13 protein-coding genes are annotated in these 14,679 nt (G+C 48.0%); 9 read left to right on the top strand and 4 right to left on the bottom strand.

The annotated features are described in order from the left end of the window. Nucleotides 1-52 precede the first annotated feature (52 nt). Nucleotides 53-1,438 (top strand): S41 family peptidase, encoded by a 1,386-nt coding sequence (locus G459_RS0101955; RefSeq protein ID WP_026966128.1) that lies wholly within the window; start codon nucleotides 53-55, stop codon nucleotides 1,436-1,438. A gap of 404 nt (nucleotides 1,439-1,842) precedes the next feature. On the opposite strand, the gene G459_RS0101945 is transcribed toward G459_RS0101955, so the two are convergent. Beyond that, nucleotides 1,843-2,709 carry a LysR family transcriptional regulator gene (locus tag G459_RS0101945; RefSeq protein ID WP_026966126.1) on the bottom strand — a complete coding sequence of 289 codons (867 nt, stop codon included), beginning with the start codon at nucleotides 2,707-2,709 and terminating at the stop codon, nucleotides 1,843-1,845. Nucleotides 2,710-2,839: 130 nt separating this feature from the next. On the opposite strand from G459_RS0101945, the gene hutH reads away from it, so the two are divergent. The 3 genes from hutH to G459_RS0101930 all read left to right on the top strand — a co-directional run bounded on the left by hutH (nucleotide 2,840) and on the right by G459_RS0101930 (nucleotide 7,795). After that, nucleotides 2,840-4,405 carry a histidine ammonia-lyase gene (hutH, locus tag G459_RS0101940; RefSeq protein WP_026966125.1) on the top strand — a complete coding sequence of 522 codons (1,566 nt, stop codon included), beginning with the start codon at nucleotides 2,840-2,842 and terminating at the stop codon, nucleotides 4,403-4,405. A gap of 82 nt (nucleotides 4,406-4,487) precedes the next feature. Continuing rightward, on the top strand, nucleotides 4,488-5,720 hold the full coding sequence (gene hutI / locus G459_RS0101935) for an imidazolonepropionase (RefSeq protein ID WP_026966124.1): 1,233 nt from the start codon (nucleotides 4,488-4,490) through the stop codon (nucleotides 5,718-5,720). Between the two features lie 74 nt (nucleotides 5,721-5,794). Further along, nucleotides 5,795-7,795 carry a urocanate hydratase gene (locus tag G459_RS0101930; RefSeq protein ID WP_026966123.1) on the top strand — a complete coding sequence of 667 codons (2,001 nt, stop codon included), beginning with the start codon at nucleotides 5,795-5,797 and terminating at the stop codon, nucleotides 7,793-7,795. A 67-nt stretch (nucleotides 7,796-7,862) separates the two neighbouring features. Here the strand turns inward: G459_RS0101930 and G459_RS0101925 are convergent, their stop codons facing one another. After that, nucleotides 7,863-8,486 (bottom strand): Uma2 family endonuclease, encoded by a 624-nt coding sequence (locus G459_RS0101925; RefSeq protein WP_035454887.1) that lies wholly within the window; start codon nucleotides 8,484-8,486, stop codon nucleotides 7,863-7,865. A gap of 86 nt (nucleotides 8,487-8,572) precedes the next feature. Between G459_RS0101925 and hutG the strand changes: the two genes are divergently transcribed. Beyond that, entirely contained in the window at nucleotides 8,573-9,535 is a 963-nt protein-coding gene (gene hutG, locus G459_RS0101920) for a formimidoylglutamase (RefSeq protein WP_026966121.1), read from the top strand. Nucleotides 9,536-9,654: 119 nt separating this feature from the next. Here hutG and G459_RS0101915 read toward each other — a convergent pair whose 3' ends face one another. Then, nucleotides 9,655-10,488, bottom strand: a complete 834-nt coding sequence (locus G459_RS0101915) for a 1,4-dihydroxy-2-naphthoyl-CoA synthase (protein WP_026966120.1) — start codon at nucleotides 10,486-10,488, stop codon at nucleotides 9,655-9,657. A gap of 98 nt (nucleotides 10,489-10,586) precedes the next feature. Between G459_RS0101915 and G459_RS26630 the strand changes: the two genes are divergently transcribed. Then, complete coding sequence (locus tag G459_RS26630) at nucleotides 10,587-11,651, top strand: AMP-binding protein (protein ID WP_035454884.1); 1,065 nt, start codon at nucleotides 10,587-10,589, stop codon at nucleotides 11,649-11,651. Then, on the top strand, nucleotides 11,648-12,073 hold the full coding sequence (locus tag G459_RS0101905) for a DUF2141 domain-containing protein (protein WP_051315029.1): 426 nt from the start codon (nucleotides 11,648-11,650) through the stop codon (nucleotides 12,071-12,073). The genes G459_RS26630 and G459_RS0101905 overlap by 4 nt, the downstream gene beginning before the upstream one ends. Here G459_RS0101905 and G459_RS0101900 read toward each other — a convergent pair. Then, a complete protein-coding gene (locus G459_RS0101900) occupies nucleotides 12,070-12,681 on the bottom strand; it encodes a 2OG-Fe(II) oxygenase (RefSeq protein WP_026966118.1) in 612 nt (203 codons plus the stop codon). The two genes, G459_RS0101905 and G459_RS0101900, sit on opposite strands and share 4 nt — an antisense overlap. A 73-nt stretch (nucleotides 12,682-12,754) precedes the next feature. Between G459_RS0101900 and G459_RS0101895 the strand changes: the two genes are divergently transcribed. After that, nucleotides 12,755-13,516 carry a hypothetical protein gene (locus tag G459_RS0101895; RefSeq protein WP_026966117.1) on the top strand — a complete coding sequence of 254 codons (762 nt, stop codon included), beginning with the start codon at nucleotides 12,755-12,757 and terminating at the stop codon, nucleotides 13,514-13,516. A gap of 68 nt (nucleotides 13,517-13,584) precedes the next feature. Next, nucleotides 13,585-14,679, top strand: coding sequence for a toll/interleukin-1 receptor domain-containing protein (locus G459_RS28775; protein WP_051315028.1), 1,095 nt, complete (start codon nucleotides 13,585-13,587; stop codon nucleotides 14,677-14,679).

Genomic DNA, 14,679 nt, shown 5'->3' with positions numbered 1-14,679 from the left:
ATATACAGAAAAAGTAATCACAGTCCTGTTGCTTAAAACCAAACAACTAACCATGAGACAAGCCAAATCACTCCTATTTATCCTGGCAGCAATCGTTGCCATGTCCTGTGACAAGGAAGAAGATCCGGCGCCTACAGTGGATCCATCTTCCAACGAGGCTGCCAATACTTGGATATTGGACGTCATGGATGAGGTGTATCTCTGGCTGGACGATCTAGGTACCCCTATCGCTGTAACCTCGGACCCCGAAGACTATTTCGAAGCGCTTCTCAATCGACCGACCGACCGTTTTTCGGTTATATATCCGGACTATCAGGAGCTGATCAACTCGCTCAATGGGGTTAATCTGGATGCGGGATATGAGTTTACACTCTATCGGGAAAGCTCTTCAAGCAATAATGTGATTGCGGAAATTTCCTACATCAAGAAGAACAGTCCGGCGTCAGCTGTCGATCTGAAGCGTGGCGATTTCGTAACCAAGATCAACGGTACGGTGATGACACTGGACAACTACCGGGAACTTTTGGATGCAATCGGTGGGACACATACACTTTCCTATTTGAGATATGACAATGGAGCTTTGACATTTGTTCCAAAACCGGATGTCACGCTTACTGCCGTACAATTGGCGGAAAATCCGATCTTCCTCGATACTGTCTACACTGTCAACAGCGAGAAAATCGGCTACCTAATCTATAACTTCTTCGCCCCAGGCCCCGGCGAAAACAGCGTCGCTTATGACACCGAAGTGGACCAAATCTTTGGCAATTTCAAAGCAGAAGGGATCGATCACCTGATCGTGGATTTCAGGTACAACGGCGGAGGATATGTGACCTCAGCAGTCAATCTGGCAAGTCTGATCGCTCCAGGAGTGAGTGCTACAAGTGTTTTCTCCAAGACCAAATACAATAATTTCCTGATGAGTGAAATACCCGAACTCAGCAATGTCAAGACGACATTCTTGGCAAAAGCCCAGAACCTCGGAAACACGCTGACTGGAAATCGGGTGTATATCCTTACCTCCACCCGGACTGCCTCAGCGTCCGAGTTGATCATCAACGGACTGAAGCCATATATGGACGTCTACCTCATCGGTGATCTGACTACCGGAAAAAATGTAGGCTCAATAGCCTTTGAGGACGAAGAAAACGAAGAGAATCTCTATGGCATACTGCCGATCGTCTCGCAAAGCTTTAACAGCCTTGACCAAAGCGACTACACCGGCGGATTTGCTCCAAATCTCCCGGTAAAAGAGTCCCAGGAACGTCTCCAGCCTCTCGGTGACCTGAATGAACTGCTACTCAGAACTGCCGTATCTCAAATTACGGGAACCCCATCTGGAGCGAGATTCCAGCAGCTCGACAGGAAAGATGTCGGCAGCACCTTAGATGAAAAAATCCGAGCCGGTGTGATGATCGAAAATCCAATCCTCAAATAATCAACCGACGCCCAGTTACGGGGCGTCGGTTTTTTTTTGACTTACCGCGTCTATTTTTCTCCTGACACAAAAACCAGATTAACAAATTGTTAAGTCTGCTGCCTCTTATTTTTCTTGCGCCGAGCCCGATTTACATTTGAGGCTATGGAGATAATGGAAACCGTCGCTACATTCTTGATTGTTTTGTGTTTTTACTTTCTGGGTTGTCTGGCGATAGTCCAACTGGTGATCAAACCGGTAAAAAAGTTGGTTCAAAGCCCGGCGGGTAACGACAAACATTGGGAGACAAATTACTCCAAACTACTGGCGATAAGCATATTGCTTTCGGTCGTCACAGCGACAGTCGCAGTGATGGCGTTTCCGTAAGCGACTCCGATTTTATCTCCGATCAGATTGCTTTTCGCCTAGATCAAAGGCAAAATCCGCTTCAGGGCCGGATTCCGGTTTTCCGGCTTCCAGATCACCGACAACTCAGTGAATTGGGGAATGTCGTGAATCTTCATAAAACGTACCTTGAGATCGTATCCAGCCCTTAGGGAACTCGGAACGATCGCCACACCCAAGCCATTTTCGACCAGTCTGAAAATCGTCAGCGCATGGACAGATTTGTGTCTGATCTTGGGAGAAAAGCCCGCATCGCGACAAATACCCATAATCTGCTCGTAATAATAATTGGAGTAATCGCTTGAAAAAAGGATGAACGACTCCTCGCTAAACTGGGAGACAGATCGAAAGTCCTCGTTACGAATGGGATGATTTTCGGGCACCACGAGCGAAAAAGTATCCCGAAACACCGGCTTGATCTCCAGATCCTCGGGCACGGATGCCAGTCGGACAAAGCCCAGATCCAGTTTGTCTTTTTGGATCATCTCCACCTGCACCGAGTTGCTCAGCTCCTCCAAGCTCGTGGTGATCAAAGGCTCCGCGGCATTGAGTCTGCTCAGTAGATCCGGCAGGATCTGGTTGGATGCAGAGCCGAGAAAGCCGATCCGCAACTCCCCTACTTTTCCTGACTCGATGAGCAGCAGCTGGCTCTTGGCAGCTTCTAGGTGATTGATCACAAAGTCAACCTCCCCTTTTAAATAGGCTCCCGCAGCCGTCAAATTCACATGTTTTTTATCTCTTTCAAAAAGCTGAACCTCCAGTAATTCCTCCAATTGTTTAATCTGCCTGCTCAATCCCGGCTGGGAGATAAATAGCCGTTCCGCCGCTTTGCGGTAGTTCAATTCCTCCGCCACTGCCTGAAAGTAAATCAAATGTCTCAGTTCCATTGATGCTCAACAGTTATTGATTATTGACAAAAATAGTATCAATAAGCATCATTATTTCAAGCTAATTTTGGAAAGAATAAAAACCCAAAGACCTGGCCGGCATTGAAAGCCTGCCAGGTCAAAAACAGAAATGAAAACTTTCCACTACGGCCAAGATCTCCTCACAGCTTCGATGGCTTTGAAACTAGCCCACAAAGAAGTTAAGGGAGTCTTCAGTGACGAGACGATTCAGAAAGTGACCAAATCCGCTGAAGCTGTCGCCCAGATTGCACAGGGTGAAGCGGCCGTTTATGGCATCAATACGGGATTTGGTCCGCTCTGCACCACCAGAATATCAGCTGAGGACACCACCACTTTGCAAGAAAATCTGCTAAAAAGTCACGCGGTCGGCCTTGGCGATTCTATCTCAGAAGAGATCTCCCGCCTGATGCTAGTATTGAAGATCCACGCCTTGGCGCAGGGATTCTCCGGCATCCGAATGGAAACTTTGGACAGAATTGATTGGATGCTTCAAAACGACGTGATCCCGGTCGTCCCTGAACAGGGATCAGTTGGGGCCTCAGGAGATTTGGCACCACTTTCCCATTTATTTTTGCCTTTGATTGGGATGGGGAAAGTGTTTTTTGAGGGAAAAATTCAGAAGGCAAATGTGGTTTTACAGCAACTTGGCAAGCCTGCTTTGCCACTCGGTCCAAAAGAAGGCCTTGCGCTCATCAACGGAACGCAATTTATGGCAGCGCATGGAGTCAAGATCGTCGACCGGCTGCACAATCTGCTCACACACGCCAGCATCACAGGCGCGATGATGATCGAAGGACTGATGGGTTCAATCAAACCATTTACTGCCCAGTTGCATCAACTACGGCCCTTTGCAGGAAATCAGCATGTCGCACAGACCATCCTAAACCTCCTCCACGAGTCGGAAATCGTCAACTCACACCTGCACTGTGCCCGGGTTCAGGATCCCTATTCTCTGCGCTGCATGCCACAGGTCCACGGAGCGAGCTGGAATGCATGGCTGCACCTAAAAGAATGCATCGAAACCGAAATCAACTCGGTGACCGACAATCCTGTTGTTTTCGACGCGGACAACACCGTTTCAGGCGGAAATTTCCACGGTCAACCGATTGCTTTGCCTTTGGACTACGCATGCCTGGCCGCTTCGGAGATCGGCAATATTTCAGACCGGCGAATCTATCTTTCCATTGAAGGTGACACACCGGGAGTGCCAAAACTTTTGCTCAAAGAAACCGGACTCAACTCGGGTTTGATGATTCCTCAGTACACCACAGCGGCTCTGGCTTCGGAAAATAAAGGACTTTGCTTTCCTGCATCGGCTGATTCTATCCCAACTTCCCTTGGTCAGGAAGACCACGTGAGCATGGGAAGTATCGGGGCCCGAAAAGCACTGCGGGTAATCGGAAACGTCGAAAAAATCCTCGGAATCGAGATCTTCTATGCTGCACAGGCCATGGATTACCATGCACCACTCAAGTCTGGCAAGATCATGACTGCGATCTATGAGCGGGTGAGAAAAGACATCGAACCGGTAGTGTCCGACCGGATTATGTACGAGGACATGGAGACGGCGATTGAGCTGATTAAAAGCGGTGAGCTGATCACTTTGGCCAAGCAGGTGGCCGGTTCGGAAGGATTAGCTTTCGATACTCAATGGAGCGAGTTGTTTGATTTTTAAATTAGACCGAGAAAAGCACAAATCACGAAGCCTCTATCGCTATCATTCTGTGTGAATCTGTGAATCAAATCTGTGAAAATCCGTGGGAAACAAGAAACTAATCGGCCCAATTACCCAACTGCTGACGCTGGACAAACTTCCTCTAAAAGGAGCTTTGAGGGACGAGCAGATGGAGATCATTTCCCAAGCCGGAATTCTTCTAGACGGTGACAAAATACTGAGAGTGGGCTCATGGACTGAATTAAAAAAAGATCTCCCAGAGGCAGAACTAGTAGAACTGAAAGCTGATTTTGTTGCTCTTCCCGGGTTGATCGACTGTCATACCCATATCTGTTTTGGAGGATCGAGAGCAAAGGATTTTGCGATGAGAAATTCAGGTAAAACCTATCTGGAGATCGCCCAAGCCGGCGGAGGAATCTGGGATACCGTCACCCAAACCCGGAAACTGAGTTTGGAAAAATTGGCTCGAATCACAACCCAAAACGCTAATCGCCACCTTTCAGAAGGAGTCACCACCATCGAAGTGAAAAGCGGCTATGGACTTTCTTTGGAAGAAGAGGTAAAAATGCTTCGGGCAATCCAGAAAGCCGACAGATCAACCGCAGCGGATTTGATCGCAACTTGCTTGGCTGCTCATATGAAACCCCGTGACTTCGAAGGAAGCAACACATCCTATCTAAATCTGATCTCAGCCCAACTTTTCCCCGTTTTAATCGAGGAAAAGCTGTGCAAACGGGTGGACGCATTTGTGGAAAAGAGCGCTTTTTCCCCGGAAGAAATAACTCCTTACCTTCAGAAAGCCAAAGAATCCGGATTTGATCTCACCGTTCATGCGGATCAATTTACGGTGGGAGGATCTATTGTCGCGGTCGAGGTTCGCGCCAAGTCTGCCGATCATTTGGAAGCTTCGACTGAAAAAGAAATCAACTTTTTGGCAAAATCTGACACGATCGCGGTAGCACTTCCGGGAGCGTCGATTGGCTTGGGTTGCGCTTTTACACCAGCAAGAAAGATCCTCGATCAGGGCGGTGGTTTGGCAATCGCATCGGACTGGAATCCCGGTTCTGCGCCGATGGGAGATTTACTCGCGCAGGCATCGATCTTGGCGACCTTTGAAAAACTCAGCACCGCAGAAGTCTTCGCCGCAATCACTTTCCGCGCAGCGACGGCTTTAGGATTAGCAGATCGGGGAAAACTGATCTCGGGGATGCTCGCCGATTTTGTTCTTTTCCCCACCGCTGACTACCGCGAGATTCTATATCAACAGGGAAAATTGAAACCTGCTCAGGTCTGGAAAAAGGGAGCAAAGATTTAAGACTCAAGACTTCAAAACAAAGCTCGAAAGTTCAAATTTGGCTCGTAAAACGTAAATCAAAAATCGCAAATCCGATGAATTTTCAAGATCAAATCCGTCAAGGCATTCCTTCCATTTTGCCTCCAAAAAGAGAAAGAAATCCGGATCTTTCCCATGCTCCAAAGCGGAAGGACGTTCTTTCCACCGAGGAGAAAAAGCTGGCTCTGGTCAATGCCTTGCGCTATTTCCCGAAGGAATGGCATGAAGAACTTGCCAAAGAATTTCTGACTGAGCTACAGGAATATGGACGGATTTATATGTACCGATTCATACCGGAATACAAGATTTCTGCAAGGCCTATTACAGAATATCCCGCCAAGTCACAACAAGCTGCCGCCATCATGCTAATGATCCAAAACAACCTGGACGAAGCCGTGGCGCAACACCCTGAGGAGCTCATCACCTACGGCGGAAACGGTGCGGTTTTCCAAAACTGGGCACAATACCTGCTGACCATGAAATACCTATCGGAAATGACCGAAGAGCAGACACTCCATATGTATTCAGGTCATCCCATGGGGCTTTTTCCCTCATCCAAAGAAGCCCCAAGAGTGATCGTAACCAATGGGATGATGATCCCAAACTACTCCAAACCCGACGATTGGGAACGGTTCAACGCCCTCGGCGTGACACAATACGGACAGATGACCGCAGGTTCGTACATGTACATCGGCCCACAGGGGATCGTCCATGGCACGACGATCACGGTGATGAATGCCTTCCGGAAAAAACTCGGGAACGGTGTAGCCCCAAGCGGCAAGATCTTCCTTACAGCGGGTCTGGGCGGCATGAGCGGCGCCCAATCGAAGGCAGGAAATATCGCAGGTTGCGTAACCGTATGCGCCGAAGTTAACCCCGCTGCTGCAAGAAAGCGTCATCAACAAGGCTGGGTAGATGAGTTGATCGAAGACTTAGATCAATTGGTTGAGCGGGTCTTTGAAGCCAAATTCAATCAGGAAGTGGTATCAATCGCTTTCCTTGGAAATGTGGTGGAAGTATGGGAAAGGTTCTACGCCGCAAATCTCTTTGTCGAGTTGGGTTCTGACCAAACGTCCCTGCACAATCCGTGGGCAGGCGGCTACTATCCGGTCGGGCTTTCTTTCGAAGAATCCAATGAAATGATGGCGAGTCAGCCGGACCTTTTCAGAGAAAAAGTCCAAGAATCGCTTCGTCGTCACGCGGCTGCTATCAATTTACATTCGGCAAAAGGCACCTACTTTTTCGACTATGGAAATGCTTTTTTGCTTGAAGCTTCCAGAGCAGGAGCAGACGTGATGGCCGAAAACGGCATTGATTTCTGCTATCCGAGCTATGTACAGGACATCCTGGGCCCGATGTGTTTTGACTACGGCTTTGGACCTTTCCGCTGGGTTTGCACTTCTGGCAAAGCAGAAGACTTAAGAAAAACCGACGAGATCGCCGCTTCAGTTTTGAAAGAAATCATGAAAACAGCTCCCGAATCCATCTCTCAACAGATGCAAGATAATATCACTTGGATAGAAGAAGCGGAAAAGAATCAATTGGTGGTCGGATCTCAGGCTCGGATTCTCTATGCAGACGCGGAAGGACGCGCCAAAATTGCTGAGGCATTCAATCAGGCCATTGAAAAAGGAGAAATCTCTGCTCCGATCGTTCTCGGGCGAGACCATCATGATGTCAGCGGCACAGATTCCCCCTATCGTGAGACCAGCAACATCTACGACGGAAGTCGCTTCACTGCCGACATGGCGATCCACAATGTGATCGGCGACAGTTTCCGGGGAGCCACTTGGGTTTCGATCCACAACGGCGGCGGGGTCGGCTGGGGTGAAGTGATCAACGGGGGCTTTGGTCTCGTGCTTGACGGAAGTCAGGAAGCCGAAAGAAAACTGAAATCGATGCTTTTCTACGATGTCAATAACGGAATCGCAAGAAGGGCTTGGGCAAGAAATCCCGGTTCGATGGAAGCTCTTCAGCGGGAAATGGACAGAAGTCCTGGGCTGAAAGTGACGGTTCCAAATTTGGTGGATGAGGAGGTATTGAAAGGGATTTTCTAGATGGAAAATCAAAACTTGCTACAAAGTAAGCCTTTCCAAAGTTTAGAACTTACGAAAAGCCTTACGTTCAATCCTCCGAAAACACGTCTTCCAAATCCAGTTCGAAACCGGGAAGCACGATTGATTTGATTTTATCCCCGGATGTAAAAAGCCTTGAAGGCTGGAATTCTCCATCAACCAGCGTATAGATCAAAAGCGAACATTCAACGGGATGGATCACCCAATATTCCCTAACCCCAAACTCCTCGTACAACTCAAATTTATTCTGAAGTTCCACCCGGCTATTGCTTGGTGAGAGGATCTCCACGATCAGATCCGGCGCGCCAAAACACCCTTTATCGTCCAATTTGGATGGATCGCATATCACAGAGATATCCGGCTGGATAACTGAATCAATTTTCTTAAAGTCAGGATCTTTAGAAAGTCGAACATCAAAAGGAGCTGCATAGACCTTGCATCTATGACCTTTGAGAAAATTTCCGAAAATCAGCGTAAGATCTCTGGAGACCCCCTGGTGTTTTCGATTGGGCGCTGCTGCTTTTTTAAAAACCTTCCCTTTGATCAGCTCGACGATTTCTTCAAAATCCCACTTGAGGTAATCTGCATAGCTGTAGCCGGCAAATGAATCACTGGGCTCTTGAAAAGTATCCAAGTCGATATTTTCCTTTTGTGGGATCCGATACTCTTTCATGATCAGAAGCTTAATTTGTCATCAAAACTAACACGTAACTTTTCTTAAGTTAGCATAAATATACTTTCTCTCTGAATCGAAATCTTATGAATCTAAACCAAAATCCCTCTCCTTTCCACTGGTCAGGCAGAAAGTCGGATCAGACCGAATATTGGCATCAGGCAGTCCAAACGATCTCCAACCTGAATCTCAGCCAAGATTCTAACCACAAAATTGGAATCTTGGGCTATGCGAGCGAAGAAGGAGTCATTCGGAATCAAGGCAGAACCGGCACGATAGAGGGGCCTTCTGCGATCCGAAAGATGTTGGGTTCGATCGCACTTCATCTGCCGGAAGATCTGCCGATTCTGGACTATGGGGATATTTTTACCCTGGATCAGGACATGGAATCTTCCCATGAGGTGATCTCAAAGATCACTTACGACCTACTATCCAGCAATCACTTTCCTGTTTTGCTCGGCGGAGGCCATGATCTTGCTTTTGCACATGGACGGGGAGTTTTGAATTTTGTTAGAGAAAAGAACGAAAAACTGGGCGTCATCAATCTGGATGCGCATTTCGACCTTCGCCCCTTGGTAAGAGGCAAAGGCCATTCGGGGTCGCCGTTTCTCCAGCTCGCGGAGGAAAACCCGGACGATTTCAACTACTTAGCGCTCGGAATTCAGCGTGCTGCCAACCCAAAATCACTGTTTGAAACAGCAGAGAGACTGAAAGCCAAATACATCGTGATGGAGGATTTCCGACTTCACAACTGGGAATTTATCCAGGAGCAAATTCTTTGGTTTATCGATTCTGTCGACAAAATCTACCTTAGCATCGATATGGATGGGTTTTCCTCCGCTTTCGCGCCGGGAGTATCGGCACCGTCGCCAATGGGTTTCAATCCGCAGATCGCCTTCAAGGTTTTTGAGCTGATCGTGAAAAGCAAAAAACTGATTAGCCTGGATGTAGTGGAGCTCAATCCGCAGTTTGATCAGGACAATGCCACAGCGAGACTGGCTGCCCGCGCAGTGGAATATATTGTGCGGAAAAAGTTTGTGACGCAATAGCGAAAAAGGAGTCTGGTCAATCGCCAGACTCCTTTTTTGTCTCTTTCCTTATTCAAATCAGTAACCGAAAAAACTACCTTTCATCGACTGAATTAAACGAAAGTAAGTTGTGATCGGGCTTAAGGAATCCACTTAATATTTTTGAAATTCGGCTTTCTTTTCTCCAAAAAGGCATTTCTGCCCTCGATCGCTTCCTCAGTTCCATAAGCCAATCGGGTAGCTTCTCCGGCGAACACCTGCTGTCCCACCATCCCGTCATCGGTCAGGTTCATCGCAAACTTGAGCATCTTGATCGACGTCGGTGACTTGGCCAAGATCTCCTGAGCCCAGTCGTAGGCCGTGGATTCAAGTTCGGCGTGGGGAATCACCGCATTCACCATACCCATCTCATATGCCTCTTGAGCGGAATAGTTTCTTCCAAGGAAAAAAATCTCTCGTGCTTTCTTTTGTCCGACCATCTTGGCCAGATAAGCACTGCCATAGCCGCCGTCAAAGCTCGTCACATCGGCATCGGTCTGCTTAAAAATCGCATGCTCCTTGCTCGCCAAGGTCAAATCACAAACCACGTGCAAGCTGTGTCCGCCTCCAACTGCCCAGCCTGGGACGACCGCAATCACCACCTTGGGCATAAAACGGATCAGCCGCTGGACTTCCAGAATATTCAGTCGATGATATCCATCTTCTCCCACGTAGCCCTGCTTTCCGCGGGCCTTTTGGTCGCCACCTGAGCAAAAAGCCCAACCCCCATCCTTGGACGAAGGTCCTTCTCCACTCAGCAGCACCACCCCAATCGAAGTGTCCTCCTGCGCGTCATAGAAAGCATCGTACAATTCCGCGGTAGTTTTGGGGCGAAAAGCATTCCGAACCTCCGGCCTATTGAAAGCAATCCGGGCGACCCCATTGCATTTTTTATAAGTGATATCTTCGTAAACTTTGGCAGTAATCCACTCCATGGTTTTCGTTTTGGTTAAAAATCCGATTTTTGTGCAAGATAACAGCCTTGTCTGAAATTTATTGACACCAAAATCCCTTTCTAATTTAGCCGTTTCAGATGTTTCAGCTTCATTTTGACAATCAGGTATTCAGTGATCTCAGCGACTTCGAGCGGGATCTGGAAGCACTTCCTGATTTCGCCAAAGCGGCTTTTACCTTCTGTCACGCCTGGCTTTCCGGGGCAAAAACCTTCGTGCAGCAGACTTCAGGCTCTACCGGAGTTCCCAAAAAAATCGAAGTCACGCGGGAGCAAATGCTGGCAAGCTCGATAGCAACGGGAGCTTTCTTCAATGCAAACGAAAGCACTCAACTCCTCTGTTGCCTGAGCCCGGAATACATCGCCGGAAAGATGATGTTGGTTCGGGCGATGGTATGGGATTGCCCAATTTGGCTAGTGGAGCCGAGTGGAATTCAGCTTGACGCTATCAGTTTCGTCCCTGATTTTGTCGCCATGGTTCCGCTACAGGTGGAAAAAGCAATTGAAAACCCACCGTCTGTGGCAACCCTTCGGGGCGTCAAACATTTGATCATCGGCGGAGCCTCCATTTCCAAAAAATTAAAAAGTAAACTGGTTGTGAACTCCATCGAAGCTTGGCAGAGTTACGGGATGACCGAGACCGTTTCCCACATCGCCTTGGCTAAAATCACCCAAGGAGACCTTCTCTACCAAACACTTCCCGGCGTGGAAATCGGGCAAGACGGGCGGGGCGCGCTTTGGGTCAAATCACCGATGAGCCGGACTGAAAAAATCCAGACCAACGACCTCGTGGACTTGAAATCAGAAAACGGTTTCCTCTGGTTAGGCAGAGCCGACTTTGTGGTCAATTCGGGTGGAATCAAACTGCATCCCGAACTGCTGGAGTCAAAAGCCGAGTCCGTCATTCAGGAATTTTTCCCTGGCTCAAGATTTTTCTTTTTCGGAGAATTCGATGAAAAACTGGGTCAAAAGCTCGTTTTGATTCTGGAAAACGAGCCCAACCTTGAAACATCGAAAAAATTAACAGTGTCTTTGGTAAACAATTTGAGTCGCTTTGAAGTCCCCAAGGAAGTCTATTTTAGCCGGGAGTTTGTCCTGACTCCCAATGGAAAAATCAACCGAAGTCAGACCTTTGAAAACCTATGAATTTGATCTTCAGCTTTATCTTTTTGACTTTGTCGGCTCTATCTTTTAGCATTCCTCCCGCTTCAACTCATGTCCTAATTCACGACGCCCGATCTGATAAGGGCAAGATTCTGGTCTTGGTTTTTGACAACGAAGACGGCTTTCCTGAACAAGTCGACAAGGCCTTCAGACAACTTGCTTTAGATCCGAAAGACCGCAAAGCCGAGTTAAGACTTGACGATATTCCTGCGGGAAGATATGCGATCACAGTCCTCCATGACGAAGATGATAACGGAATCATGACCACAAATTTTGTCGGTCTTCCCGAGGAGAAATACGGATTCTCCAACAATCCAAAGATCTACTTTGGCCCTCCAAGCTTCGAAAAATCAGCGGTGCAGGTTGGTAGTGGCGGCAAAACAATTCACATCAAACTCCGCTAGTCGATATTTCTCAGCCACCCGGTGATGCTGATCCGCTCTTTGTTGGTTGGCAGCACCTCATGAGGAATCTCACCGCTCAGAAACACTACCAGCCTTCCACCCAGGGGCAACACATCCTCGATCAGTTCTGAGCCATCCTCCTGAGGAAAATACATCCGCAATGCACCGGCATCCTCGGCTGTCCAAGAATCATTGAGGTAAAGGATCACCGTCACCACGCGATGAGGTACCGCCTGAAACTGGTCTAGATGCTTCTTGTAAAATGATCTCACAGGATATCTTGCAAAATGCCCCTCAAACGATCTCAAACCGAGGAAACAACGCTGATTCAGCACTTTCCGGACCTCCTCGATCTTCTCCCAATACGCCGCCTGAAGCGGAGTCAGCTCGTTCGCATCCATCCACAGCACCTCGTCGCTTCTGATCTCGGTTCGCACCTGCTTCTGCCCTCCCTTTCCCACTGCCGCATGTCGGAATTTTCCCTGATTCACCAGTTCAATCTGCTCTTTCAGAAGGGCTTTTCGGAAGGGCTCATCCACAAAATCATCGACGATGACATAGGATTTTTGGTAAATCTCAGCGGAAATATGATCCAGAAGTTCTTCCATAGGACTCGGTTTAGCATTGCAAAATAACCACTTAATTGACCGAAAAACCATACTTTTGCGCAAAGCTTAGAACATGACTCCTTCCAAGAATACATTCACCGGCCTGGTATTAGAATACGATTCGGGTATCGTTCCGCCGCCTTACAGCCACGTTTTTCGCCTTATGCTAGATTGGTCAAACGGTGACCTTGACGTAGTCCTGGATCTTCACTACACCGACAGGGAGGATTTGACCAACGAGGAAATCTTGGACGAGGGGTTCACGCTAAACGACGACTACAGCTACAAAGGCGCTTTGAATACTGTTTGGATCAAGCCTTTACAGCTGCTATTTGACAAAAGCAAATGGACGAATAAGGACATTGAAGAAGGCGGAATCACTGTCAGTGCGCTCGAAAAAGGCAAAGACGAAGGAGTCAAAATCCCTTCAAATCAAGAGGAATGGCAGTTGATGGCGCAAGATTTGATTCAGGCCATTTACGAAACGGTCAAAAAGGAAGCTCCGCTGCAGGTTCATTACCGGTTGGTGGAGGAAGATGCGATCTCTGATTGCAGTGTGACCGTTCATTTCTCTAACCGCGAGGTGATTTTTGAAAAACTGGGGAAATCCAGAACCATCAACTGGGAATATGCTATTCAGCTGATGAAGATCGTATTCACCCCGGATTACCACTACGAAATGGCCAAAGAAGAACCGGGTAAAAAACGCGGGGCCTACATCGAATGTGGAGATGGATACTGGCATGAGCTCGGGAAAGGTGTTGTGAACATTGACCCATCTTTTGACGCAGTCGGCAAAATCAAATCCGGCTTTCGCGACTTGTTACACGAATAAAATTTGCCTGATTGAATAAAAACTGCCTGATTTTTCTAAATTTAGCAGGATATAGATCGAGCATTTTTATGGCAAGTGGAAAGATTTTCATCAGCTACAGAAGAGAAGATACTTCTGGCGAGTCCGGCAGATTAAAGGACAAACTAGAGCAGGTTTTTGGCCAGGAGAATATTTTCTATGACGTAGAAACCCTTGAAGCTGGATTAAATTTTGACGAATCAATTGCCAAAGCACTCGGAGAAAGCAAAGTTCTTCTGGCGATGATTGGTCCGCATTGGCTGAAAGTGGTTGACTCAAAGGGAATCGCACGGCTTCAAAAGCCGGACGATTGGGTGAGAAAAGAAATCACAGAGGCTTTAAAGCGCAATCTTCGGGTGATCCCGATATTGGTCAATGGTGCTGAAATGCCCAATCCGGAAGATTTGCCGGAAGACTTAAAAGAACTCTCCCTCAAGCATGCCCAAGAGCTATCCAGCTCGAGATGGAACTACGATGTTCGGGAGCTTTCCAAGGTATTGGAGAAGATGGTTGCTAAAAAGCCAGGACCGCAACCGCAACTTCGTCCAAATCAAAACACTTTCTCGCCTCCAATCCCTCAGCCTAAAGGCTGGTGGGCAAAAAACTACCTGTGGATGATCGGTGGCTTAGTTGGCTTTCTGATCTTAGTCGGGATGTGCGTCCCGGACGAGGAATACATCACTCCGGTCGACCAAGACTCAACCACAAAGGATCAGTTGGTCCAAGACGCGGAAGCCTTGGTGGAAACATCGCCTAATCAAGACCCCAGCGTCACCAATCCCGAAGGAAATGAGATCTATGAAAGTCTGACTTTGGACACAGAAGGCGGCACCGATACCAATCAATCAGTGCATGACATAGCGGGGGAATGGTCGCTTTATCTCAACGGTCAAAAAGTGAGCATCTTTGCTTTCAACCAAGAGGGCCCGAACGTCGCATATTATGAATATGATCTGCTTAACCAGAGAACCGCAGAAGGCAAGGGGCAGATCGATGGCGAATATCTCGCGATGGATTACTATTCTACCGCAACCGACATCGCTGGCACGATATCCCTGAGCACGGACAACCAAGGCCAAACTTGGATCGGAACTATCTACTTCCCCTCTAACGGCGTCACTGCAGAAGTGAAACTGACCAGATAA

Source organism: Algoriphagus terrigena DSM 22685, assembly GCF_000429445.1.
Taxonomy (GTDB): domain Bacteria; phylum Bacteroidota; class Bacteroidia; order Cytophagales; family Cyclobacteriaceae; genus Algoriphagus; species Algoriphagus terrigena.
The sequence above is the reverse complement of the archived record's forward strand: the minus strand, read 5'-3'. Positions and strand labels throughout refer to the sequence as shown.